At 60.2% G+C, this 26,204-nt stretch carries 9 protein-coding genes; 6 read left to right on the forward strand and 3 right to left on the reverse strand.

The genetic code is table 11. The features are described from left to right. Positions 1–262 precede the first annotated feature (262 nt). The 4 genes from smc (at position 263) to KTJ77_RS05125 (ending at position 5,848) form a co-directional block, all read left to right on the forward strand. Entirely contained in the window at positions 263–3,769 is a 3,507-nt protein-coding gene (gene smc, locus KTJ77_RS05110) for a chromosome segregation protein SMC (RefSeq protein WP_217338345.1), read from the forward strand. A gap of 19 nt (positions 3,770–3,788) precedes the next feature. Continuing rightward, on the forward strand, positions 3,789–4,661 hold the full coding sequence (gene ftsY, locus KTJ77_RS05115) for a signal recognition particle-docking protein FtsY (RefSeq protein ID WP_217337389.1): 873 nt from the start codon (positions 3,789–3,791) through the stop codon (positions 4,659–4,661). 101 nt (positions 4,662–4,762) lie between these two features. Next, positions 4,763–5,263 carry a DUF2004 domain-containing protein gene (locus KTJ77_RS05120; protein WP_217337390.1) on the forward strand — a complete coding sequence of 167 codons (501 nt, stop codon included), beginning with the start codon at positions 4,763–4,765 and terminating at the stop codon, positions 5,261–5,263. A gap of 186 nt (positions 5,264–5,449) precedes the next feature. Then, the gene (locus KTJ77_RS05125) at positions 5,450–5,848 is read left to right on the forward strand and encodes an HU family DNA-binding protein (protein WP_217337391.1); all 399 of its coding nucleotides are present in this window, start codon (positions 5,450–5,452) and stop codon (positions 5,846–5,848) included. A 9-nt stretch (positions 5,849–5,857) separates the two neighbouring features. Here KTJ77_RS05125 and KTJ77_RS05130 read toward each other — a convergent pair whose 3' ends face one another. Beyond that, a complete protein-coding gene (locus KTJ77_RS05130) occupies positions 5,858–6,382 on the reverse strand; it encodes a DUF5067 domain-containing protein (RefSeq protein WP_217337392.1) in 525 nt (174 codons plus the stop codon). A gap of 193 nt (positions 6,383–6,575) precedes the next feature. Here KTJ77_RS05130 and KTJ77_RS05135 point away from each other — a divergent pair, with 193 nt between their 5' ends. Then, positions 6,576–24,038, forward strand: a complete 17,463-nt coding sequence (locus KTJ77_RS05135) for an SdrD B-like domain-containing protein (RefSeq protein WP_217337393.1) — start codon at positions 6,576–6,578, stop codon at positions 24,036–24,038. Then, positions 24,035–24,475: a hypothetical protein gene (locus KTJ77_RS05140; protein WP_217337394.1), complete on the forward strand. Its 441-nt coding sequence runs from the start codon at positions 24,035–24,037 to the stop codon at positions 24,473–24,475. Before KTJ77_RS05135 ends, KTJ77_RS05140 begins: the two co-directional genes overlap by 4 nt. On the opposite strand, the gene lipA is transcribed toward KTJ77_RS05140, so the two are convergent. Beyond that, positions 24,472–25,458, reverse strand: coding sequence for a lipoyl synthase (gene lipA / locus KTJ77_RS05145; RefSeq protein ID WP_217337395.1), 987 nt, complete (start codon positions 25,456–25,458; stop codon positions 24,472–24,474). The two genes, KTJ77_RS05140 and lipA, sit on opposite strands and share 4 nt — an antisense overlap. After that, positions 25,455–26,090: a lipoyl(octanoyl) transferase LipB gene (lipB, locus tag KTJ77_RS05150; protein ID WP_217337396.1), complete on the reverse strand. Its 636-nt coding sequence runs from the start codon at positions 26,088–26,090 to the stop codon at positions 25,455–25,457. Before lipB ends, lipA begins: the two co-directional genes overlap by 4 nt. Positions 26,091–26,204 lie beyond the last annotated feature (114 nt).

Consider the following 26,204-nt stretch of genomic DNA (forward strand, 5'->3'; position numbering starts at 1 on the left):
TCTCGCGTTAGTGAGCCGGACGCGGTGTGATTCCGCGAACGGGGGAGACCACTCCTGCAGATACAGGGGCCAATGCGGCGATGCCGGTGGTGTTCATAATCATGGGTCTCTCCTTTCATTCGTTGAACCGAGAATCGACACTAGCGTGATCTCTCAGGTTGCGCAATACCCCGGGCGTGTCGCGCATGTTTCCGCGGTTTCTACCCGGCCGAACCGTGCTCATCGGATAACGTAAATGAGGCACAATAACACGGGAGGACGAATGCACCTGAAGAGCGTCACGCTCAAGGGCTTTAAGTCGTTCGCGCAGCCGACCACTTTTGCCCTCGAACCGGGAGTGACCGCAATCGTCGGCCCCAATGGTTCCGGCAAATCCAACGTCGTCGATGCTCTCGCCTGGGTCATGGGTGAGCAGGGCGCGAAAACTCTTCGCGGCGGCAAGATGGAAGACGTCATCTTCGCCGGAACCTCGACGCGCGGCCCACTTGGTCGTGCCGAGGTGCAACTCACCATCGATAACTCCGATGGCGCGTTGCCGATCGAATACGCCGAAGTGACGATCAGTCGCACGCTGTTTCGCAACGGTTCGAGCGAGTACGCGATCAACGGTGACACGGTTCGCCTGCTTGATGTGCAAGAACTTCTGAGTGACTCGGGCCTTGGCCGTGAAATGCACGTGATCGTGGGGCAAGGCCGCCTGGACACTGTTTTGCAGGCCACGCCTGAAGACCGGCGCGGCTTCATTGAAGAAGCGGCAGGCATTCTGAAGCACCGCAGGCGCAAAGAAAAGACGCTCCGCAAGCTTGAGGCGATGGAAGCGAACCTCACCCGTTTGAGTGACCTCGCAGGTGAGATTCGGCGTCAGCTCAAACCTCTGGGTAAGCAAGCCGAGATTGCTAGGGAAGCGGCGACGATTGCTGCCATGGTGCGCGACGCGAAAGCGCGACTTTTCGCCGACGATCTGGTGACACTGCGCACCGCATTGGCCGATCACGCCCGCACCGAACAGGAGCGGTCGGCCGAGCGCATGGTGTTGCAGGATCAGGCCACCACAATGCGCACGCGCATGGAACATTTGGAGCGCGCTCAAAACACCGAGGCCGTCGACCGTGCCCGCAGTGTGCTGTTCGCACTCGAACAGGTTCAGGAACGACTGCGAGGTCTGTACAGCCTCGCCAACCAGCGACTGTCGTTACTCGGAGCGGAAGAAGACTCGGTCGGCACGCCGATCACGGTCACGCAGGCAGACGTCGATGAGGCCAAGAGCGAGATCGCGCGCATTTCATCTGGGCTCGGCGAAGCGAAAGATTTGGCGGCCGAAGCAGTCAAGGAGACCATTCGCGCTCGCGCTGAACTCGACGCTCTCGACGTTGATATTGCCGAGCAGAGCGCCCTGGTCAGCGAACACGATATGCGCATCACCAAACTCCGCGGCAAGGCAGACGCGGCAGCGTCCGCGCTCGCGGCGGTGCGCGGCGCGGTGCTGCGCCAGCAAAACGCGATGGATGCCGCCGAAGCCCGCCGCGTTGAGGCTGCCGAAGCCGCCGAACTCCTCGAAGACGCAGAAGCTCCCGATGGCTCCACCGCCGAGCACACCGCGCGCTACGAAGCCGCCCAGAAAGCAACCGTCGCCGCCGAAGCAGATCTGGAAGGTCTGCGCGAACGCCTGCACGCCGCTGAGCGTGAGAAGGACTCCCTGGCAGCCAAGGCGTCTGCGCTGGGGTCTGCCCTCGCAGTACGTGGTGGTGCTGCGGCCCTTGCCTCCCGCGGCGGGCACGGTGTTGTCGGCATTGTGGCAGACAGCATGAAGGTGAAGGCCGGGTACGAAGCGGCGATCGCTGCCGTGCTCGGTAGCGTTTCCGAAGGCTTGCTCGTGCATTCAACGCCCGATGCGGTGACGGCGGCAGAACAGGCTCGCACGGAATCGCTTGGCGTGGTCGACATCGTGATCGCCGATGCGCCGGTGGCTTTGCCCGCGCTGCCGAAGGTGAAAGGAATTACACACGCGCTCGATGTTGTGAAGGCACCTGACGGTGTTCGTGGCCTTCTCGCCTACGTCGTCATCGCCGAAGACCTCGACGCCGCGCTCGCGGCAGGTGGTGCGTTTGAAGCCAGTGTGACGGGGTTCCCCGTCACGATCGTGACTCGTGCGGGCGCGGTCTGCACCGAGCAGATGATCCGTGCCGGTAGTGGCGAAACATCGCGCCTCGAGCTTGCCGCCGAGCGAGACGCCGCCGTCGAACGTCTCTCCGAGGTGACCGTGATCGTCGACGCCCTGCGTGAGGGTCTGGAAGACGCTAAAGATGCCGTTGAGAAGGCGCGCCGCCATGCCAAAGATAGCCTGCGCACACTCCGCGAGTTTGATGCAGCGGTTGCAACCCATGCCGAACACGTGAACCGCATCACGATGCGGCACGAGGCCGCAGTCGCTGAGACCGAGCGCCTGCAGACGGGTCTAGCGCAGGCGCAATCGGCTGTTGCAGAAGCCGAGGGTAAGGCTATCGCTGCCACCAACGAGCTCAACGGCGCGCTGGAAGCTCCACGCCCGATTCTTGATGCTTCCGCGCGCGACGGATTGCTCGCGTCTTTGGATGAGGCGCGCGAAACGGAAGTACGCACGCGCCTTGAGGTAGAGACGCTGCGCGAGCGCGTGCGCGCCGCCGAAAGCCGCGTTTTAAACCTCGAGAATCAGCGCGATCGCGAGCGCGAGGCCGCGGCCGAAGCGGCGCGGCGTGCCGTGATCCGCCGTGCCCAGCGGGATGCAGCACAGGGCGTTGCGAGCGAGCTGCCAGACGTTCTTGACTCGGTCGACCGTTCCGTTTCCCAGGCGCGTGTAGCCCTGGCCACTGCCGAAGCGGAACGCGCGGCACAGTCACAAGAGCTTGTCGAGATTCGTACGCAAGAGAAGACGCTTCGCGATCGCCTCAGCGCCCTCACCGAAAGCGTGCATGGCATCGAGCTGCAAATGCATGAGAAGCGCCTCCACGTTACGAGCCTGCTGGAGCGGGTGCACAGCGAACTGAGCCTCAGCGAAGAAATTCTCATCGCCGAGTACGGGCCCGAAACGCTTGCTCCCAGCGACGATGCCGACGCCGAAGAAGGCATCGCGTTTGATCGCCGCCAGCAGCAGCGTCGTCTTCAAGAGGCCGAACGCAAACTGAACCAGTTGGGCCGAGTAAACCCGCTCGCCCTGGAAGAATTTGCGGCGCTTGAACAGCGCCACAGCTTTCTCAGCGACCAGTTGCACGACCTCACCGAGACCCGAAAAGACCTGCTTTCCATCAGCGAAGAGCTCGATGGTCGCATGCAGGTCATTTTCGCGGCAGCGTTCGAAGACACCAAGGTGGCCTTCGGTGAGGTCTTCCCCGTGCTGTTCCCGGGCGGAACTGGTTCCATCTCCCTCACCAATCCCGACGACATGCTGAACACGGGTATTGAAATCTCCATTCGCCCCGTCGGTAAGAAGATCGAGCGCCTTTCGCTGCTCTCTGGTGGCGAGCGCTCTTTGGCTGCGGTGGCGCTGTTGACCGCAATCTTCAAGGCGCGTCCCAGCCCGTTCTACATCCTCGATGAGGTAGAGGCGGCGCTTGACGATGCCAACCTGGGACGTCTCCTTGGCGTTTTTGAACAGCTTCGCGCTTCGTCTCAGCTCATCGTGATCACCCACCAAAAGCGCACGATGGAAATCGCCGACGCACTGTACGGCGTATCGATGCGCCAGGACGGTGTTTCCGCCGTCGTCGGCCAGCGCATCGTTCAGCCTGCCTAGACCTCGGTAGGCTGATCTCATGGCGGAAAGTAAGTGGTCACTCGGGCGCGCGCTGCGCAGCGTCTTTAGCAAGCCCACGATTGACGAATCGACCTGGGAAGATATGGAGACGGCGCTACTCACGGCCGACTTCGGCCCAGACGTCACCGAGCGCATCATTGACGAGTTGCACGAAAAGGTTGACCGGTTCCACACCACCGACCCCCGCGACCTCAAGCGCATGCTCGTCGAGACGCTGGAAGAGCACTTTGCCAAGTACGACACCACGCTGAAATTGACCGAGCGGCCCGCTGTCGTGCTTGTCGTTGGCGTGAACGGCGTGGGCAAGACCACAACGATCGGTAAGTTCGCTAAGTTCCTGGTGCGCTACGGTCGCTCCATCGTTGTCGGCGCCGCCGACACGTTCCGAGCCGCCGCCGTTGAACAATTGGCGACGTGGGCGGACCGCGCGGGTGTTGCCATCGTGAAGCCGCAGCAGGAGGGGCAAGACCCCGCATCGGTCGCCTTCCAGACCATCGAGTATGCGTTGCAGAACGGCACCGAGATCGTCATTGTCGACACCGCTGGGCGTCTGCACACCAAGGGTGGGTTGATGGACGAACTCGGCAAGATCCGACGCGTCATCGAGAAGCAAGCTCCCATTAGCGAGGTTCTTCTGGTGCTTGATGCGACGACGGGGCAGAACGGCGTTATGCAGGCAGAGGCATTCCTGCAGCATGCTGGCGTTACAGGCCTGGTGCTGAGCAAACTCGACGGTTCAGCCAAGGGCGGTTTTGTGCTTGCTGTGCAGGAGCGCACCGGAATCCCTGTGAAGCTTCTCGGGCAGGGAGAGGGAATCGATGACCTCACCGGTTTCACTCCGCACGTATTTGCGCAGTCACTGGTCGACTAATTCGACGGGCGTCATCCCGCGATACAGCGGGAGCGCCCTACATTTCTATGAGTTCCGTGGAGGGTCTTTTCTCCGCGCGCAGAGACTGGTTGTATAGCGATATGGCGATTGAGCACGACTTCTTCGGACTCCTGGAGTCCGGCCCCGACGGGTCAATCTTCTGGTCGGAAGCGCTTGAGTTCGGTGACCAGTACGTCACCATTGATCTCACCGCGCCCGATCAAGATGATGTCTCATCTGATGCCCTGGACGTCGCCGCCGCGATGATTCGCTCGCTTGAGTCGATAGATCTCACTGCCCGTGAGGCCATGATCTCCGAGCTCTCCGACCGCACAAGCGAGGTCACCGAGTTTCTGCTTCAGCAACAGGACGAACTCGGCGAGAGCCTGCACGAAGTGCTTATCGAGATGTCTGGTGATATTCACATCGACATGATTCGTTCGCTTCGCCTCATGAGTGTCACGATTCTTGCTGACGAACACGGCGGCAAAGACCCTTTCTGCGTGCTGGAGTATGCACTCGATCCAGACGCCATGGACGACGTGCTATTCGTCAACCTCGCAAGCGACGGTTCCATTCTGTCCGTCACCAGCGCGGAATAGCATCGGACGCGGCGTCGCTATCGGTGCGGCGCCTGACAACGTGCCCCAGCGTGGCGGTAGCGGTGCCGCGTTGTGACGCCCGCATGCATTAGGTTTGGTGCACGCCAAGACCCACTGTTATCTCATATACCAGCGGGTTCCGGTGATGAACGTTGTTCTGTAGCGGCTGCGTTGGGGGAACTAAGTATGAACGGTCTCGGGGGAGCGCGTGTCAGTAAGCGGGAATTCATCAAGCGCGTCGCGCGGCGCGCGGGCGTGCCGACGCGAGTCGCAGCGCTTGTTTATGAGGCTACCGTCGAGGAGATTCTCGACACAGTGTCAGACGGCAAGCGTCTGACACTGACCGGATTCGGTAAGTTCTTTCTGCAGCGTCACAAGGGGCATCGGGTGACGACGATTGGCGACCGGGCCGAGGGTGCGACAGATCTCGGTGAGATCGCCGACTATAGCGTCTTAAAGTTCTCCGCGACGCGCGCTGTCAACAAAGACGTTGGTTATCGGCTCAGTCGACGAACAGAGCGAATTGCGACTGACACTGAGCAACGCACGGCACCGACGGGGCCACACCCGCACGCAGCACCCTAGGGACATCGACTATTGAATCGGGTAAAGTGCCGAACCGATCTGGTTCAGAACAGCATCTGATGCGATGAGTTCGACGGGTGTCTCGGCATCAAGGAGTGTGTAGGAGACCGCGTTCGCGACGGTTTCTCCCTCGGCTATCACCGTCGATTGGTTATTGGCGAGGCTGCCGTCAGGAACCATGCCGAGTGTGAGTTCACTCGGCGCGCCCGTGCCCTGGTCTTGGATCACACGGAAGTGAGTGAACCAGGCGGTGAGCGGGTTCACTTCCTGTCCGGTGAGATTCGTTGTCTCATACCAGAAGGCGAGCACGGGGGCTTCGCCATACTCGTTGCCCGTCTCGCCGGGCAGGATCACTGAGGCGCTGGTAATCTGTATACGGAGATGCGGCGAAACGAGAGTTCCGTCTTGGAACGTCGTCGTACCTACTCCGAACTCAGCCTCGACTTCACTGACGGTATGTTCACCGTCTTGCGAGGCGTGTTCCGCAGGTGTGCACCCGGCGAGTGCCAAGAGCGCGATTCCGAGTGCAGCCACGCCGGTGGCGATCCTGGGTTTGCGAGTTCGCATATGCATCTCCTGCGACTAAAGGGTCAGTGCGGTCCATCTAGGTTACGTCGGAATGTTTATTTCCTGCTCGTAAACGAGCAGACTCCGCAGTCCAAAGTTACGCTGGATGGAACACATACTTGCGCACGTTCGGCGTGCGCGGCTATAAGAAGGGCATTTCGTGAATCTCACGCGGATCCTCACGGGATTTCTGGCGGGTTTCCTCGCCACCGCCATGATCGTCACTGATGTTGTCGCCACGAGCGACTTCGCAGTTGCGAACACCGGCCAGACTCCGTCAATCATGCTGAATGGCACGGTTGATGAAAACGCTCCGGGATTTCTGACGCCAAAGTCGGTCATGCTCTCGTCTGGTTCGGAAACGCGGGTGAACTACCGCGTGGTTCCGAGCTACTCGACGGGGCAGGCGTCCGGGGTGCGCGTGAGCCTGTTTATGCCCTCCCTCGAGCACGTCGACGGTGAGTACCGTGTCGTCAATCGCGACGAGGAACCCACTCCCATGGGTATCGAAGGCCGTGCGAGCAGCGGCGGTGAGTGGATTATTGTCTCTGACACCGTGGTCAAGGGCGGCCCGCTCGTGCTTGAGTACGAAGGAGACCTACGTGCGGGTGCAAACCCGGGCTTCGACGTCTTCATCAAGACGTATAACGACGGTACCGATGGCCCGTACGGCAGTGTGCCCGAGGGAACCGCGTTTGAGGTTAACGGTTTCGTTTCTTACGAGATGTTCGACCAGCAGGAGGGCACGAGCTGGTCGGCCCCTGGGTACCTCGATGACGAATCGCGCGTCGCCGTGGTCTCGTCGGATCTGCAATGGGAACCCACGATTGACCCGTACGTCGCTGACGGCGGTAGCCCAACGGTTCCGATGTGGGATCGCTACCAGTATTTCGACTATCTGTACACGCTGGAGAACACCTCCACGAATGCGGCATCAAACGTCGACGGCTACTCGGTGACGTTTGATATCGACACTACTGACAACATCAACGGCATCATCCCGAGCGACCTGAACGCCTTCATTTACGGTGAGGGCGGCACGCCGATTCCGAATGATAATCCGACTCTGACCGAGGGCCAGTTTGTCGGTGTGCCAGGCGAGGGTGGCGTGCTGATCTACGACGTCACCGACTGGGACGGTGAGAGCGAGCTCACCGACCCGATTCCTTACGCATACTCGGGTGCCGGAATGATCGTCATCGATCGCGAGCATGGCGACGACAAGCAGGGGCTCATTCCCGGTCAAAAGCGAACCTATATGGTTTCGCTCCCGATGAGCAGGCAGGGCTTCCCGAACCTGCCGACGAACTTCAAGGTTGTTGCGATCACGAACGTGCTGTTCGCGAAGACGGCGAACTGGACGAAGACTCGCACGGTTATTCGTGAGGTTGTGAACCCGACGTATGGCTTTGACTTCTCTCACAAGGCGAAGGAGTCTCCGACGATCTATGGTGTTGAGACCTACACCGAGATCAGCGACGTTAGGAACACCTCGAACGCGCCGATTTTCAACCCGTCGATGAAGTACTCCGTTCCTGAAGACTTCACCGCTGATCGTGTGGTTTTTGAGTTCAGCCCCGCAGAACTTAAGCGGTTCACGGACGTGGCCGCGGGTTACATCGTGCTCGAGGGTAAGGACCAGGTAGAGAAGCTGGTTCCGTTGACCGGTGTCGTGGGGGAAGCAGACGCGCTTACGCCTGGCAACACGACGGTGACCTTCGACGTGTCGAAGATGCCGGAGAATTGGAACCGAGAGCTCGTGTTCTTGGACTTTGCTCAGCAGATGAACGCTGGGGCGACGCTGCCACTGGAGATTCGCGTTTACGGCAAGCCGCTCGTCAAGGGGCAGATGACTGTTCCCGCGGTAGCGACGTACATCGAGCGTTACGCGAACAACGAAGATTACACGCAGGACACGACCTATGCGGAGGTCGAGCACCATGTGCAAAAGGACGCCGTGTTCACGGTGGTTTTGCCGAAGGAGCTGAACCCGTCGGTTGATGTCATCGGTATCTACGGTGATCGCCGCACGACCGGAACCACACAGGTTCCCTACGAAGCGCCGCTCCAGGCCGAGTACCAGCTGTCGACAGGTGATGTGGTTTCGCCGGAGTTCACGTACACAATTGACACGCTTGACCCCACGAAACCCGCGGGGGAGCTGGCTGAAGCCAAGATCACGCTGACGGATGCGCTGCTGGCAGCGGCAACCGATGTGACGATTGCTTTCGTTGACAAGGACGGCAACGAGGTTGTGTCCAATGACCGCGAGGTTGTTATCGAAGATATCGAGCTCGATAGCATCGCGAAGATCGTCATCTCGGGTACCGACCTGAATCTCGCATCGCTCGTGACGATTGCGGTTGTTGACTACAACAACGCGCTGGACATGGGCGCGAAGCAGACGCTGCGTGGCACGTTTGAGGGCAAGCAGAACCCGCCGTACACGGAGACCAAAAAGGCAACGAAGAACAACATCGTCGAGGTTCGCGAAGCCAAGACCACGACCGAGGTCGAAGGTCTGAACCAGCCGACCAATGGCGCCGGCGCTGGCAACAGCTACGACCAGTGGGTTGACCGCAACTGGTACTGCTCCACGTCCGGCTGTGGTTCCAAGGTGGACTACACGCTTGATCAGGGCTATAAGTCACTCGGTGGTTTCGCATCGTCGATCACCCGCCCCACTGCCGTGTACGACAACAACGACGAGACCACGGTCGTTGACGTTGCTGTTCCGCACGAGCAGTTCGACATGTACTACATGAAGATCCGCGAGGATCTGAAGCCGTTCATCCAGGACGTGCAGATTTTCCGCATGATCGATGGCGAAGAGACGCTGTGGAAGACGGTTCCGGGCACCGACTGGGTGGCGAACACCACAGAGGGGAACTTCTGGCGTATCGCGACTGCTCAGCCGGGTATGGCAGACGAGGATCTGTTCACGACCCAGGACGCTGCCGATGCGGCCGGTCACCCGTACTACAAGGATCCGTTCGCTTCAGACGTTGCCCCGGAACAGCCGGTCAGCAAGATCAGCGTGACGCTGAAGTTTGATCGCGAGGGCGCCAACGCTGCACCCCAGCTGCCTGGAACCACGAGCCGGGTGATTGAGTATATGGGCCGCTTCTACTCGACCTCGGAAGAAGGACGTGAGGCGACCTCGCAGACTTCAGCCGACACCATCGGTGTGAAGAACCCGATCACCCGCGTGCACACAGCGAACCCGATTTACTCGATGGTGAGCTACCCCTTCGCACAGTCCCGTACCGGGGCGGAAGACACGACTGGAACGGCCAAGAAAGTCATCCCGCTCGGTCAGGAAGGGCATTACCTCGCCAGCATCTGGAACGTGAACAACGCGTCCTGGTACATCTACAACGGCCACGGACCGGATGTTTACGCACCGGTCTGGACCGAGTTTGATGAGTGGTTGTACCACTACGACCCGTCATCGTTCCACGACAAGATGTCGTACGAGTTCGTTTATCCAGCGAACCCGAAGACGGACGCAGATTACAACTTCGAGGTCACTGACATCGAGTTGAAGTCCACCAGCACGATGCAGTACCTGACGGGCTTGAAGGTCGACTACAAGGCGGGCGGCAAGAACGAGTCCGTGACTCTCGCGGTCGACGATGTTCTGCGTGACCAGCTTCTCGCGCAGCCGCAGTTGCGCATTGTGTACGACAACTCTCGCGAGGTCGGTTTCCACCAGACCGACGCTGGCACCTTTGCGGTGTCGCTCGGGGAGGGGAACTACCCGACCAAGTTTGAGGCAACGTTTGACGAGATCAACGGCTTTGGTGACAACACGGCTGAACTGCAGGGTGTGAAGGGTGACAACCTCGGTCTGAACCTTAATGAGGTCGATGTTCGAGTCGGCGGCATCGTGAACGGCAACAAGGATCTCGTTGGCACGACGAACCTGTACCGAATGCCGAATGACTCGGACCGCAAGCTCATGCACACGTCGTCCGCCACCCTGTTGGGTTACACACCGAAGCTCGGTGCTGCCATGGACATGAAGTTCGACGCACTGTCGCTGCATGACTACCAACTTGATGGCATCACGTCGAACACGACGACGGTCGAAGCCGGCATGCGCAACGTGTCCGAGGCCGACATCTCTGGTTTCACGATGACCGTGAAGCCTGACGCCGCGATGCGTTCGGAGAAGCTGGAAATTCCGGCTGAGGTGTTCAACGGGCAGTGGGAGACCACAAAGGTCACCCTGAACGACACGAAGAGCGATGTCGAGATCGACCTATCGCTTTTCACGTTGAACGAGGATACGGGTCGGTATGAACTCGACATCCGTGCTCTATTTGACAACGGAACCCTCGAATCCGGCACGTTGGACGTCACCTTCGGTGGCAAATCAACACTGGTGGTTCGCGCGCTGGCGTCGGTGACGGTGGAGTTCGCTGCGAAGCTCGACGATGCAGGCAAGCCCGTCACGCGTATGTGGGGTTCGCTCGCGCGCGATCGTGACGAGACGCTTCCCGCACGCATGATTGACGGCAGCTACGTCTTTATTACCGGTGACTGGGTTGACGAGACCGCAACTGGTGCGGGACTGGACTCGAAGCCTTCGTTCCGGGACGAGGGCGTGAAGGTGGATGCTGGCACGGGTCGATACACGACGTTCGTGGCAAGCGGAGCTGATATCAAGACCCCGCAGCGTTTCACCACGCCCAACAGTGGCTCGAACTCGAACGCCAAACCGAGCTACACCGCGAACTACAGCAACGCTCCGTATCTGCGTCACCGGGTTGCATCGCTTGACCTACTTGGCATGCACCTGAACGAGGATCTGACCCAGGCGTCAGGCAACCTCTACTCGTTCGACGCAGACACGAACGGCCAGTTGTTGCGTACTGACCTCGTTGTCGGTGACACCACGAAGGTGCTGTACGAGTTGCGTAATGACGCCAACGTGGGTTCTGGGCTGAACCCGGTCTTCGACCCGAGTGCGCACTTCACGGCACCGGCCGGTTTGAACATCACGGGTGTGGAGGTTGTTGGCCCTGACAGCCAGGCGACCCTCAAGCAGCTGATCGCAGACGCCGGGAAGGCATTGGTTGAGGCTGACACCGACCAGTTCACCATTACGGAGGGCCCGAACCCGCTGAAGCTGAAGAGCGTCGTCTTCAACGACGTGATCCTCGCGGAGCAGGAGTCGGTGTTCGTGCTGGTGGAATACACCGCAGTCAACGACTACTCAGACAAGCTCACGGATACCCAGAACAAGGCGGTAGCGCCGTACTCGTACGCGCGCCCGGCGTTCCAGCACCACATCCAGAACTACGTAGTGGAGGGTGTTTCCGGCAGTGGGTTGACCGCTCACTCGAACGTGACAGCGGACTACGACAAAGACGGCACGGCTGAGAACCTGGCACGAGTTTCGGCTCCGTATAAGTACGCGCAGGTGGACGAGATTGCTGTCGTGAGCAAGTTCGACTTGGAGAGCGCTTCTGGCACCCCCATGACACTCACAATCGGCGAGATGAGTAACCAGACTCGTCACGACAACACCAACATGACCGTTGACGTGACGCTCGACACTCGCGCCCGCGGGTTTGTGCTCACTGAGCTTCCGGCCCCGACGTATCCGGAGGGTTTCGACGGAGAGTTCGCCGCGCCCAAGGTGCTCATCAAGGTCGGCACCGACTGGGTAACCTTCGACGCAGACAAGCACGATCTCGCAGATGTCAACGAGCTCCGGATCGACTATGGCATCGTGTCCGGCTCTGACGGCGATCCCAAGGATCCGACCTTCAACGTGCCCGCGTTCGAGATCCACGGTACTGGCTACTGGCAGAACTACGGTGGCGCAGCCACGAAGAGCTCGCAGATCACCACGAAGTCTGTCATCACGTTGACGCATCACGATGGTGCAACTGAGGGCAACCCGGCTGTCGCGACGTACACGCATAACACGTCGGCGACGAGCACGATCTTCAAACCGCTTCCGGTGGTGGAGTTCAACGTGCAGTCGTTTGACACCCGCGGTGAGGCGGAGGCTCCGTACACGACCCAGTCCGCGGCAGCCGTCGGCAAGGTGACTTATGAGCCGGGCGACCCTGTGCATCTCAAGTTGACCGCACGCAATAACTCGGCTGATGCGAAGACGAACACCGGCTACGGCAAGGCCCCGCTGGTTGACCCCGTCATCTTCGACAAGATTCCGGAGTACATCTCCACCGACCTGTCGACGTACATCACGGACGGCAAGCTTGACGTTGCGGCCGCGGTTGCCGCAGGCGATCTGATCGTCAACCACTACGACGAAAACGGCGACCTTGTCGAGCGTGCGAAGCTTCCGACGGTGACTGTGGAGTCCGTGAAGGGTCTTGACGTTGCAGGTGACCAGACTTTCAAGAACGATCGACCGAACGATCAGTACGGCCTATTGTCATCGAAGGAACCGCTCGATACGGGAGTGAACCCGGCCAGCGAGATTGAGTTCCAGGTGTTCGAGTACCAATTCGCTGATGACCTTGGTCGTGGCGAGCGAGTCGAGATTGTCTACTCGGGTCAGATCCGGGAAGAGAATCTGCCGTACGCGAAGTATGCAGACGGCCGCACGGTGTTCGCGCCGCTCCTGGGGTGGTATATCGGCAACGTTCCTACTGCGCCAAACTCACACCAGTACGACATGGATATGGCGTCACTTCTGCACGATGCGGGTATCTCCGGAACGCGGAGCTACGAGACCACGGCCGACGAGTTCTTGATGAACTCGGCAGCATGGCAGGCCGGAGGCGTGGACGCGCGCCGCAATCCGCGGAACTCGAGTGGTGCGCTTGACACGTACTACGACGCATCGGCGAACACGATGTACAGCCACAAGGCGTACATGCAAGAGAGCGCGGACAACGCGTTGTTCGAAGCGACGACGGGTACCGCACGTGATGACGTGTTCGGCTTCGTGAGCACGGCACGTGTGAACGACGGCACGGTCACGCACGACGAACGCATCATGTGGGCTCAGGATGCGTTGCATCTGACTCGCGCGTGGCTCTACGGTGCCAGCGAGATGCTCCCCGGGGTGGAACGCAAGGCTCCGACCGGACTGTCTGATGCGAACTTCTATGAGCACGACGGTTCTCTTGAGGCGCCGTACTATGTGACCCCTTACACGACGGACAACTACACCTACGCCGTGCAGCTGCACGAAGAGTTCACCGTGCGCATGCACGCAGCCAACCTCGGTGACCGTCCGATTGAAAGCGGTATCGAATACCTTGAGATACTTCCGATCGGAGTGAACCCGCTCGACGAGAACGGTGACCTCATCGGCATCACCGCATTCAACGGTGACGGCACCGAGATCGATCCGAGCCGCGTGACGGTGACGGTCGTGCAGACTCCTGAGAAGGACGCCGGCTATAAGGCTCCGGCGCAGTCGCAAGAGGCCGGCACGTTCGGTGAGGACGACATTGAAAACGCGGTCCCTTATGTTCTGAAGATTCAGGTCGCAGGGGAGCTCGGAGGGATGTTTAAGGCGTCTTCGTCGACGGAGAAGTCCAAGTACCAGCACGTTGACGTCTCCGTACGCGTGGACGGTGACGCTCCGAAGCTTGTAGACGGCAAGCGCTACTGGCACGACGAGCTGACGGTCACCACGATCGCTCCCGAGCGTCACCTGGCGATTTACAGCGAAGAGTATGGCGCGTTCGATGTTGCGCCCAACATCTACAACACCGCTAAGTTCCCGAACGACGGGATGCCCCAGGGCGTCGATGTGACGGATCTGCGTTGGAGCTACAACAGCCACAGCTCGTACTACTCGTTCGAGCCGTACGGCATGTACATTCGTGGCCTGAACGCTCAGGGTACGACGACCACCGTCGATGGTAAGCCGGCTCTCGTTACGGGTGACCAGATCGCGATGCGGGCGGCTTCGTTGCGTGTGTGGAACGACGTTCAGAAGGACGCCGACACCTACGTTCCGGGCTATCCGCAGTCAGTGCAGGACTTCACCGTCAATCTCGGCGAGCAGTTCACGGTGCATGCCACGGTGGAGAACCAGCAGGTCGAAACCGACGCGAGCTTCAACCTGACCAGCGGCACCTATGATCTGCTGTCGAACCAGACGCAGACCACCGGTGGTGCACGCGGTTCGTGGTTTGACCCGACGGTGACCGTCGCCCTGCCGTACGGCGTGGTTCCGGTGCTCGAGGACGGCACGATCGCCCGCTACCGCGGAGACGTTGCTGGCCAGCAGAACGTGCAGTTCGCGGCTGCGATCAATGACGTCACCTACAAGACCTCAGTCTTGGCTGCGGACGTATCGGAGCACCTTGATGTCAAGGTTGAGCGTGTCACGAGTGATGAGGGTGAGCGCTTCGTCCTGTACTTCACGGTGAAGGACACCGCGGAGGCGCAAGCTGCTCTGCACGAGATTCAGTTCGGCAAGGCGCTGGTCGTTTCGCCGCGCGTTGCTGTGATCGATGTACCCGCCTACGGCGAGAACGCTGACGTGATCGCTGACCACGAGAAGTACCAGCAGATCATCACCCTCGCACACAGCGAACGTGGGGCGTTTGACCCGGTGGTCACACCCCTCTACAAGACGGGTTCGACACCAGCCGGCCCGACAGCGGACCGTGCGCGACTGGACTCGACCGGTACGAACGGCGTTCTGAAGATCACCGAGCGACTGATCTCTGAGACGAAGCGTTTCCTGCAGACTGACGATGTTGCTTTGCACACCAACGGCGACTGGAATGTGGATGCGGCTTCGCTGCTTCCCCAGCAGGTTCCGGCGTCGGAAACGAACGCTGGAGCTTGGGGTGGTACGCAGCTTGCTGTGCGCCAGCCGACGATCGTCAACTCAACGAAGGTCGGCCCGTACGCAGACGGCCCGATGTCGGAGGTGTTCCTCGCGGATGCCGCTGGTCGATTCTGGATTTCGACGCAGATCGACAACCGTCCGGCGCCGAACAGCGATCCGTACGAGCGGTTCAAGGACGCCGGTGACGTGGTCAACTCGCGCTTGCTTGTGACCACGCAGCTCACGAGCTTCGCTGAGAAGACGAAGGCGGTTCGCCTGATCGTTGACGGCGAGGTGCTCGATCGCTCAGAGTTCGAAGCCCTCGGCTACACGGTGGAGGCCGTGACCTCCGATGAGCGTGAAGGTGCTGCTGAGCGTCAGACCGTCCAGTGGATGATCACCACGCCCGCAGGGGAGAATGGAACCAAGGGCCTGTTCACCTCTGGCAGCTCGATATCGATCGTGCACCAGTACGAGCTCGTTGACGGTTTCACCGATGACGACTTCGAGAACAAGGAGCCGTGGAACGACCCGTCGCTCACGATTGACGCGTACGTGTCGCTCCTCACCGACGACCGTACCCTCATCGAGGGTGGCCAGCACAAGGACGACTTCATTGTCCAGCCGGTCGAGGCGATGCACTATGAGACCAAGGTCGTAGAAGCCGACGGCTCGGTAGATATCGACCTTGACGGTGAACGGGTGAGCTATTTCGCTCATAACCCGGCTCGCATTGAGATCGCGAAGCCCTCGGGAGAAATCCGTGTGAACACGACACGTCCACGCATGGAGTACTCCAACGGTATGACCGGTGACACGTACTTCAACTCGGTCGACACGATCGAGTACCTCACCACGCTCGCGAAGAACACCGGCTCAGGTCTGAACGAGATGGTGGTCGAGCACATCCTGCCGACCAACGAATCCAACGACGACTCTGTGCAACTGTCGAAGGATCCGTCGACGACAACGCTGTTGTACGTGACCTCTGGTGTGTGGGAGCTTCCGGCTTCGACGCTTGAGCGTCTCACGTCGGCGGGTAAGTCTGTTGATGACGTCTTCGAGACGGAGGTCTTCATCTCGGCAGAACTGGCAGAGAACGGCTACGAGGGTGGCGAGTGGGTATCGCTCGGCACCAGCAGCATCACGACGAACACCAAGTACGACGTGCCCGCTGAGCACAAGATGGGCCAGCACAAGGTGCGCGTCGTTGTCCGTTCGCTTGACCGCGACTACCTGGTTCCGTCAGGTATCCGTTTGGCTGTCGATGCTGATCCGACCAAGGACGGATCGCAGGAGGTCACGGAAACAGACCCGGAAAACAAGAGCACCACGGCGTACCCGGCAGGTGTCACCGACAACTCGGTGAAGATCGGCATGCGTGCGACCTCCGACCGCAAGGCAACCCAGTTCATCTGGGACACCGCGCAACTGTGGGGCAACTACGTCGCTGACGCGCACCTCAAGCTCGACCAGAGCGATGCACGTGCGTACCTGACGCCGTCGCGCCCGGTGGTGAACGTTTACCACGATGCGCTCTATTACCGGTCGGACGCAAGCAAGCCGCAGAACGAGCGGTACGGCTGGTCGGAGAACACCGCGATCAAGCCGGACGTCTCGCCGCACTTGAAGTTCCGTGGCGAGCTCGTGAACGCCGATGAGTCGATGTGGGATGTTGACGCTGAGGGGGACACCTACTCGGAGGACGTTCTGATCAACCCGACGATGTCGTTTGAGCTGCCAGCGGTAATGAACGTGAGTGACAATTTCACGTACGTTCCGAACAAGGACGTCACCGCGGGGCACCCGTTGAACGATGCTCACCGCACGCGGTACCCGCTGACGGACGACAACGCGTACCTGTGGACGTGGAAGCTCGTGCGTGCAGACGGCATGGAGGCAAGTGCTGATTCCTACGTCGATCACACGCGGATTCACACCGGCTCGTGGAACGGTATGGACCGCAACGTTGTGACCGTTTGGTTCGACGGGCAGGTGTTCCCCGGCGACAAGATCGTTGTCGATTTCATCGGCAAGATCGATGCCTACACGCCAGGTGCTGCGTCGGACGACCTGAAGTCGAAGGTCTACGCGACCAACAACACCGGGCTCGTGCAGCCGTTGAACTCCATGTGGAACAACGGCAACCGCCTTGGTTACACGACGGACCGCTTCGACGTGGATGACAACAAGCTGCTGAACGACCGACTGGTGTTTGCCGAGCGTGTGCTGTTTGAGTACGAGACGTACGACAACTTTGGCAAGCGCAAGGTCGCATACTCCGACCTCAACAGGGCCGGAACCGTCTGGCCACAGATCACACCGGTCCGCGAGGGTGGCGAGTTCAACTTCCAGGTGTCGCTTGATAACACGAAGGAAGCGGCTGACACTCCGTACCCGTACCCGATCATGTATGACGTGCTGCCGTTCGAGGGCGACACCGCGATCATGAACGAGAACGTCGCGCGAAACTCCAAGCAGTCGGCGCTCCTGGACCTCGACAGCATCCAGCTGAGCGTTGAAGGTACTGAGAACCGCGTGTACAAGCCGAGCGAGTACACCGCGTATGTTGGTCCGTTCACGAAGCAGAGTGGAACCATCGTTCCGGCTGACATGGTGAAGCACGCTGACGCGGGCTCCGAGGCATTCTTCGATGCACTCGGCACACCGGGCAAGGCCTCTGCCGCTCGTGACGCGCATTTCGTCACCGTGGCTGACTTCAAGGCCGCGGCCGCGAAGGATCCGTCGCTGCTTGCACAGGCTCGTACGTTGCTGGTGATGTTCAACAGCTCGTCGGCGTCACTGCCTGGACAGAGCAAGCTGAAGCTGGATTACGACATGCAGGTTCCGTTGAACGCCCCGGCGTTCCTCGAAACTTGGGAACGGGGCGATTCGCCGAGCGACTACGCCCAGTGGAACTCGTTCGTGGGTACGCAGCGCAAGCCGAACTTCAAGCCGCAGGAATCCAATAACGCCGGTGCTTTTGTGACCGAGCGTGCCGGTTCCGTCTCGATCGGCAACTATGTCTGGCATGACGCGAACTACAACGCGAAGCAGGACGAGGGCGAACAGTTCGTGGACGGCAACGGCCGCACGCTGCTCCGCCCGTCGATGGATATTAACTTCGACGGCACGATCGACGACCCGGGTATCAACGGGGTCGAGGTCACCCTGCTGACGCCTAACGGCAACCTGGTTGACGTGCTTGGTAACGCGATTGTTCAGTCGGGCAAGGACTGGGTCGTTATTAACGACGAGACAGGTGAGATCTATGAGGACGACCTCGGTCAGACGACGATCTCGGAGGGGCCGCTGAAGACCACGACGCGCACGGACGTGAACGGCTTCGCTGGCTACTACGTGTTCTCTAACATCGCCCCCGGTGACTACCGCGTGATGTTTGAGTTCCCCGCAGAGTACGAGCGCTTCGGCGTTACGACGCTCGAGGTTCTCTCGGGCGCCGGTGTTGAGGTTTACGAACCCGGTGAGCAGGCGGGTATTCCCGCGGGTGACACCAAGGGTGCACTGGTAGCAATCACTGCCCCCGAGTCGGTTAAGACGAGCACGTCGGACGATGTCCGTATGGGCTTCGACCTGGGTGTCGCCGAGATGATTGATTTCGGAGGTAAGGTCTGGAACGACACGAACCGCAACGGAACCATCGACGCCGGTGAAGCAGGGATGGGTGGCTACAGCGTCTACCTGCAAGACATGGCGGGCAACCAGGTTCCTGATGAGAACGGTGACCCGTTTGTTGCGACAACGCAGGCTGACGGCTCGTACGTCTTCACGCTGCTGCCGCGTGAGCGCCAGTACCAAGTGCAGGTTGTGCACCCCGATGGCGTCTATGACACCGGTATCCCGGTCACGCCGATTACGCACAGTCACGACCCGTTTGAACTTGTCGATGACAACGACGGTGTCTTGACCAAGAAGGGCACTGAGCGTCTCGTCAAGACGAACCCGCTCGGTTTCGACCTCGAAGGTCTCTACGCGAGCTCCTTCGCTGAGCGCCTCTCGGTGAACGTCGGTTTCTACCACCGGCAGGAGACAGCGGTCATTGGTAACCGCGTCTGGGATGACCTGAACCGTGACGGCATCCAGGATGCGGGCGAACCCGGCATCGTGGGTCAGAAGCTCACGCTCGAGCAGTTCGAGCAGGCTGGCGACAAGTGGGTCAAGAACGAGGCCTTTACGGCCGAGATCGTTTCCGGCGCTGACGGGTACTACTTCTTCCGTGACGTGCCGGTATTCCGTGAGAACGGGAATGAGCTGATTGAGCTTCGCTACCAGGTGGTTGTTGGCGCTGACGACATGTCGGCGGGTTACACTTTCGCACCGACACATCAGGGTGGGCGCAAGGATCTCGATTCGGACTTCTTCTTCGAGACGGGCACCATGCACCAGTCGGCGACGACCGGGGAGAACTTGATCTCCCTTCTCGAAACCGAGGGTGACGAGAAGGTACCTGTCGACGACATCACCATCGATCTCGGACTGATGGCTCACGACACAGGTGTGGTTGCTGGCGAGGTCTTCATCGACAAGCTGAAGGATGGCATCAAGACTGACGACATGCTGGGTGACGAGCGATACAGCGTTACGCTCCAGCAGAGTGTGGACGGTGTGACCTGGTCTGACCTCGCCTCCCAGTCGACGGTGAACACTTACCGGTTCGAAGATCTAGCCATCTTCGACGATGCGTCGAAGCGGCCGTTCCAGTACCGCACCGTGGTGACCGAGATCCCGCTGTGGCTCACGATCACTGCGCACAACGCCGGCGATGATGACACGGTCGATAGCGACTTCGTCGAATCAGCCCGCGGTGCAACGTACACGGCTGTGTCGGACGCATACGTTCTCGGTGAACTGCTCCAGGGGCAGTTCTTCCCGATCGACACTCGAGAGTCGGTGGATCAGGAAGAGGTCGATCTTGGACTGGTCGAGCCGCTCTCCGTCGTAGGCGGCACGATGTGGAACGATGCGAACGCGAACGGTATCCAGGACGCTGGTGAAGCGCCTGTCGCTGGCAAGACGGTCACCCTGTGGGAGCTCGTCGACGCTGATTGGGTGAAGGTTGCTCACCAAAAGCTTGATATCGCTGGTCTGATCGGCAGTCGCCTCCAAGGTGGCGCTCTCACGACAACAACCGATGAGAACGGTGAGTACCGCTTCGAGGTCAGCCCGCTGCATTACGAGGATGACTCGGCCGCGAACTTCCTGGCTCCGCGCCTCTATCGTGTGACGGTAGAGCGTGAAGCTGGTCAGGAATGGTCACCTCTCAACATCGGCGACGACCGTAACGTGGATAGCGACGTCATCACACCGGCGACCGAGTTCGGTACCCAGATGACGGGTGTCACGAACGTGTTCTCGATCCTTGATCACGAGAACGGAATCGCTGACCCAACAACCAAGCGTGACGACGTCCAGATGGACATCGGTGTGACCGGCTACGAGACCGAGGTCTTGATCGGCGGCCGCGCTTGGGATGATGTGAACGCTAACGGCGTCCAGGAGGACGCCGAGGAGATCATCGCTGGTCAGGTCATCACCCTGTGGGAGAGGATCGACGGCGAGTGGGTCGTTGCTGAGGACGTGAACGGTCACAGCACGAAGACCACCGGCAAGGACGGCCGCTACGAGTTCACGGTGAACCCGACGCACTACGACGTTACGCACCCGGGCTTCCTGATAGCGCGCGAGTACCGCGTGAGCGCAGAGCGCCTCGGCAACCAGCAGTGGTCGCCGTTGAACGTCGGCGAAGACCGTGCACTCGATAGCGACGTGACTGGCAACGTGTTGGGTGACAACCCGCAGCTTCGTGGCCACTCGGGTCTGTTCTCAATCGTCGACCTCGACGTGAACACCGGCTGGGCGAATGCGGCCTCCTTCCGCGACGACCTCGAGATGGATCTGGGTCTCACGACCTACGCCACCTCGGTGATCGTCGGCGGCCGTGTCTGGGAGGACACGAACGTTGACGGCCTGCAGACGGAAGGTGAAGAAAGCACCGTTGGTCAGGTTGTCACCCTGTGGGAGAAGGTCGACGGCGAGTGGACGATCGTTGAAGACCTGCAGGGCGACAGCACGCAGGTGACTGATGCTGACGGTCGCTATGCGTTCGAGGTGGCGCCGACGTACTACGAGGAGGAGCACCCGCTGTTCCTGCAGCCCCGTGAGTACCAGGTGTCCACCGAGCGACTCGGTAACCAGGTGTGGACCCAGCTCCACGCGGGTGATGACCGCACGATTGACAGCGACGTACGTGGAAACGCGCTTGATGATACCCCGCAGCTGCGCGGTTACGCTGGCGAGTTCCAGATCATTGACACGGCGGGCACCCAGGTTGATGTCAGCACCGTGCGTGACGACGTTGAGGTAGATATGGGTCTCACGACCTACTCCAATGAGGTCGTTATTGGCGGCCGTGTTTGGGAAGACACGAACGTTGACGGCATCCAGGTGGACGGTGAAGCGAGCATCACCCACCAGGAGGTAACTCTCTGGGAGAAGATCGACGGCGAGTGGAGCATCGTTGAAGACCTCCATGGCGAAAGCTCACAGGTCACGGATGAGGATGGCCGTTACGAGTTCACCGTGGCGCCCACCTACTACGAAGAGGAGCACCCGCTGTTCCTGCAGGCTCGTGAGTACCGCGTCACCAGCGATCGTCTCGGATCGCAGGTGTGGTCGCCCTTGGGCGAAGGAGAGGACGTCACACTCGACAGCAACGTGCACCAGAACGTGGGTAAGCCCGAGCTGCTGGGCATGACGGACCAGTTCGTCATCATCGATCAGCCGGGTGCACAGGTGGACGTATCCACCACGCGCAACGACGTCGAGATGGATCTCGGTATCAAGTCCTACGCGGAATCGATCGTGATCGGTGGCCGCATTTGGGAGGACGCGAACGTCGACGGACTGCAAGATAATGGTGAGATCAACACAGTTGGTCAGACAGCGACGCTGTGGGAGAAGGTCGACGGCGAGTGGGTCGTTGCTGAGGACCTGAACGGCGTCAGCTCAACGGTCACCGGTGACGACGGCCGGTACCAGTTCACGGTTGCTCCGACGCACTATGACGAAGAGCACGCCGGTTTCATGACGCCGCGCGAGTACCGTGTCACGAGTGATCGCCTGGGTAACCAGGTGTGGTCGCCCGCCCTGGTCGGTGACGACGCGATGGTAGATAGCAACGTTTATGACAATGCACCGGGCGCCAAGCCCGTATTGCGAGGTGTCACCGACCAGTTTGTGGTCATGGACGCAACCGACGGTCGGGTTGACGTGAGCACCATCCGTGATGACGTGGAGATGGACATGGGTGTGAAGACCTATGGCACCTCGGTTGTCATTGGCGGTCGTATTTGGGACGATTCGAACCTTGATGGCCTCCAGGATGATGAAGAGCTCAGCATTGCTGAACAGGTCGTCACCCTGTGGGAGAAGATCGACGGCGAATGGGTCATCACGGAAGACCTGAACGGCGACAGCTCGAAGGTCACCGGCGGCGACGGCCGGTACGAGTTCACGGTTGCTCCGACGCACTATGACGAAGAGCACGCCGGGTTCATGAAGCCGCGTGAATACCGTGTCACGAGTGATCGTCTGGGCAGCCAGGTGTGGTCGCCCGCCCTCGTCGGTAACGACGCGATGGTGGACAGCAACGTTGTAGGCGACGGTGAGAATCCGGTGCTGCGTGGTTACTCGAACGAGTTCGTCATCATTGACGCGCCCGAGGGCGTTGTTGATGTAAGTACCATCCGTAATGACGTTGAGATGGATATGGGTCTCAAGACCTATGGCAGCTCGGTTGTCATCGGTGGTCGTGTCTGGGACGACGTCAACCTTGATGGCCTGCAGGACGAGATCGAAGAGAGCGTTGAGGGTCAGACGGTCACGCTGTGGGAGAAGGTTGACGGCGAGTGGGTCATTGCTGAGGACCTGAACGGCGACAGCTCGAAGGTCACCGGCGGCGACGGCCGGTACGAGTTCACGGTTGCTCCGACTCACTATGACGAAGAGCACGCCGGGTTCATGAAGCCGCGTGAATACCGTGTCACGAGTGATCGTCTGGGCTACCAGGTGTGGTCGCCCGCCCTGGTCGGTGACGACGCGACGATCGACAGCAATGTGACTGGCAACGGCAAGAAGCCGGTGCTGCGCGGATACTCGAACGAGTTCGTCATTATCGACGTGGTTGACGGTCAGGTCGACACCGGCACGCTCCGCGACGATGTCGAGATGGACATGGGGCTTACGACTCACGAGCACCTCGTGAAGATCGGCGGAATCGCTTGGGAAGACGCGAACGAGGACGGCGATCATGAGGACGCAGAGTCCCGGTTTGCTGACCGACAGGTCACGCTCTGGGAGCGCGTCAACAACGAATGGGTGATCGCCCAGGACGTCGATGGCGAATCTGTATGCATGACGGACGACCAGGGTCGTTACGAGTTCGTGGTCGCGCCGACCCACTACGACGAAGCGCACGAAGGCTTCATGAAGCCTCGCGAATACCGCACGACAATGGTCATGCCCGAGGGTTACCGCTTGAGTACTGGCGAGACCGTTACGACGGCGTGGATCGACAATGAGGCTGTGACAATCGCTGCGGTGCTCACGACGGTTGATGAGGCTGGCGAGATAATCATTACCGAGCTCACGGACGACATGGAGTTGAACTTCCCGTTCGTCTTCGTGCCGGAAGCATCCCTGCCCGCCACTGGTGCACAGGTGCTCACCTGGGGCGTTGGGGGAGGACTAGCAATCGCTGCCATCGGCATCCTGCTGCTGTTCGTCGCTCGTCGCCGTAAGCAACAGGAAGCGGAGCGCGTATGAACACGGAACAAAACCGCGACGCGTCGGTAGATGCTCGGGCTGCGGAGGCGACAGGCGCCCCCGCAGCCCGAGCGGGCGGCCGCCTGCCGCTTCTGCGGTGGGAGCCGCAGCTGGCAGCCTTTCTTGCCCTGTCGTTAGGCGCCATCGGCGTCACGATGGTTGGCCCAGCTGCATCAGATGGACTGACCTCATACGAAATCGCGGGCGAACAGATCACGTCAAATGTCGTGATCACAGACGAACCAGCCGGGATCTATCTGTATCTCCCGGTGAACGCCGACATCGACAATGTCGTGTTCGAATCCGAGAACCCTGCGTTCGCGCAGCAACTGCGAGAACGTCTCGCACATCTCGACACGTTTATACCTGGTGAGCACGTCGTCGAGCTTGGCGAGATCACCGTGCACGTCATTATCGACGGCATCGACGAAGACTAGACGGCCTGCACGAACTCGGCTTTGTCTGCGAGGTGACGCAACTGCTCCGGAATCTCGCGACCCTTCGACACCATCGAGCGCGCCCACAACCGCCCCGCACGGTACGAGGAACGCACGAGTGGTCCGGCGAGCACGCCGAGAAAGCCGATGCGTTCGGCTTCTTCTCGAAGCGCAATGAACTGCTCAGGCTTCACCCAACGGTCAATCGGCAGGTGTCGTGGCGATGGGCGAAGGTATTGCGTGAGAGTGAGGATGTCGCAGCCAGCCTCGTGAAGATCATGCATAGCCTGCACGATTTCCTCGTCGGTCTCGCCCATGCCCAGAATGAGGTTTGATTTTGTGATCAACCCCGCATCACGAGCCATGGTCAGCACCCCGAGGGAACGTTCGTATCGGAACGCCGGGCGGATGCGCTTGAATACGCGCGGAACCGTTTCGACGTTGTGAGCAAAAACTTCCGGACGCGAATCAAAGACCTCGGCAAGAAGATCCGGATTTCCGGAGAAGTCTGTGGCGAGAATCTCGACACCGGTGCCGGGATTCATCGCGTGGATCTGGCGCACTGTCTCCGCGTGCAACCACGCACCCTCATCGGGAAGATCATCGCGGGCAACACCGGTGACTGTCGCATACCGCAGCTGCATGCGCACGACGCTCTCCGCGACACGACGAGGTTCGTCTCGGTCGTAAGCGGCAGGCTTACCCGTGGCGATCTGACAGAAATCGCAGCGTCTGGTGCATTCCGCTCCACCAATGAGGAACGTCGCTTCGCGGTCTTCCCAGCACTCGTAAATATTGGGGCACCCTGCCTCCTGGCAGACGGTATGCAGATTCTCGTCTTTAACCAGGGCCCGTAGCGAGAGATATTCCGGCCCGGTGCGCGCCTTCGTCTTTATCCACTCAGGCTTGCGTTCGATCGGGGTCTCGGCGTTGCGTACCTCGAGGCGAAGGAGTTTGCGGCCGTCGGGGGCGGTGGTGGTCATGCCAGGACTCCTGTGAACTCACGCTCGAAGGCGCGTGTGATGGTTTCGGCGAAGTGAGCGGGGGAGAGCGTGACGCCGGTCTCGCGCTCGATGGTGGTGACGCCAGCGTCGCGAATGCCGCACGGCACGATGTTGTTGAAGCCGTCCAACGTGTTGGAGACGTTGATGGCGAACCCGTGCATGGTGACCCCGCGTTCGACGCGCACCCCAATGGCCGCAATCTTGTCTTCGCGACCATTGTCGGTGAGCCAGACTCCGCTACGACCAGGCACCGTGGTTCCGGCAACCCCCACGTCGGCAAGCGCATCAATCATCATCGTCTCCAAGCGCCGCACATACGCCACGACGTCGACCGGGTCATCTAACCGCAGGATCGGATAGCCCACGAGCTGGCCTGGTCCGTGCCACGTGATCTTGCCACCGCGGTCTACGTCGACGACGGGGGAGCCATCGCTCGGACGTTCCGATGGTTCCGTCCGCTTACCTGCGGTATAGACGCTCGCGTGCTCGAGCAAAAGAAGGGTGGCGGGCAGGTCGCCGGCGACCACGGCGGCGTGCGTGCGCCGCTGTAGCTCCCAGCCTGCGGTGTATTCGACGTAGTTCGGGGCAAACCCGGCATGCTGAACGCGCATATCTCCTCTTTGTTAGACTCGGTATAACAACTTCGAGGGAAACGTTACACGACAACGACGCGCGCGTGACGTTCAGCACAGTGGGTCGCTTCGTGTGTGCTTCGAGATGGCGTG

The organism is Microbacterium sp. NC79, assembly GCF_019061125.1.
In the GTDB taxonomy this organism is placed as follows: domain Bacteria; phylum Actinomycetota; class Actinomycetes; order Actinomycetales; family Microbacteriaceae; genus Microbacterium.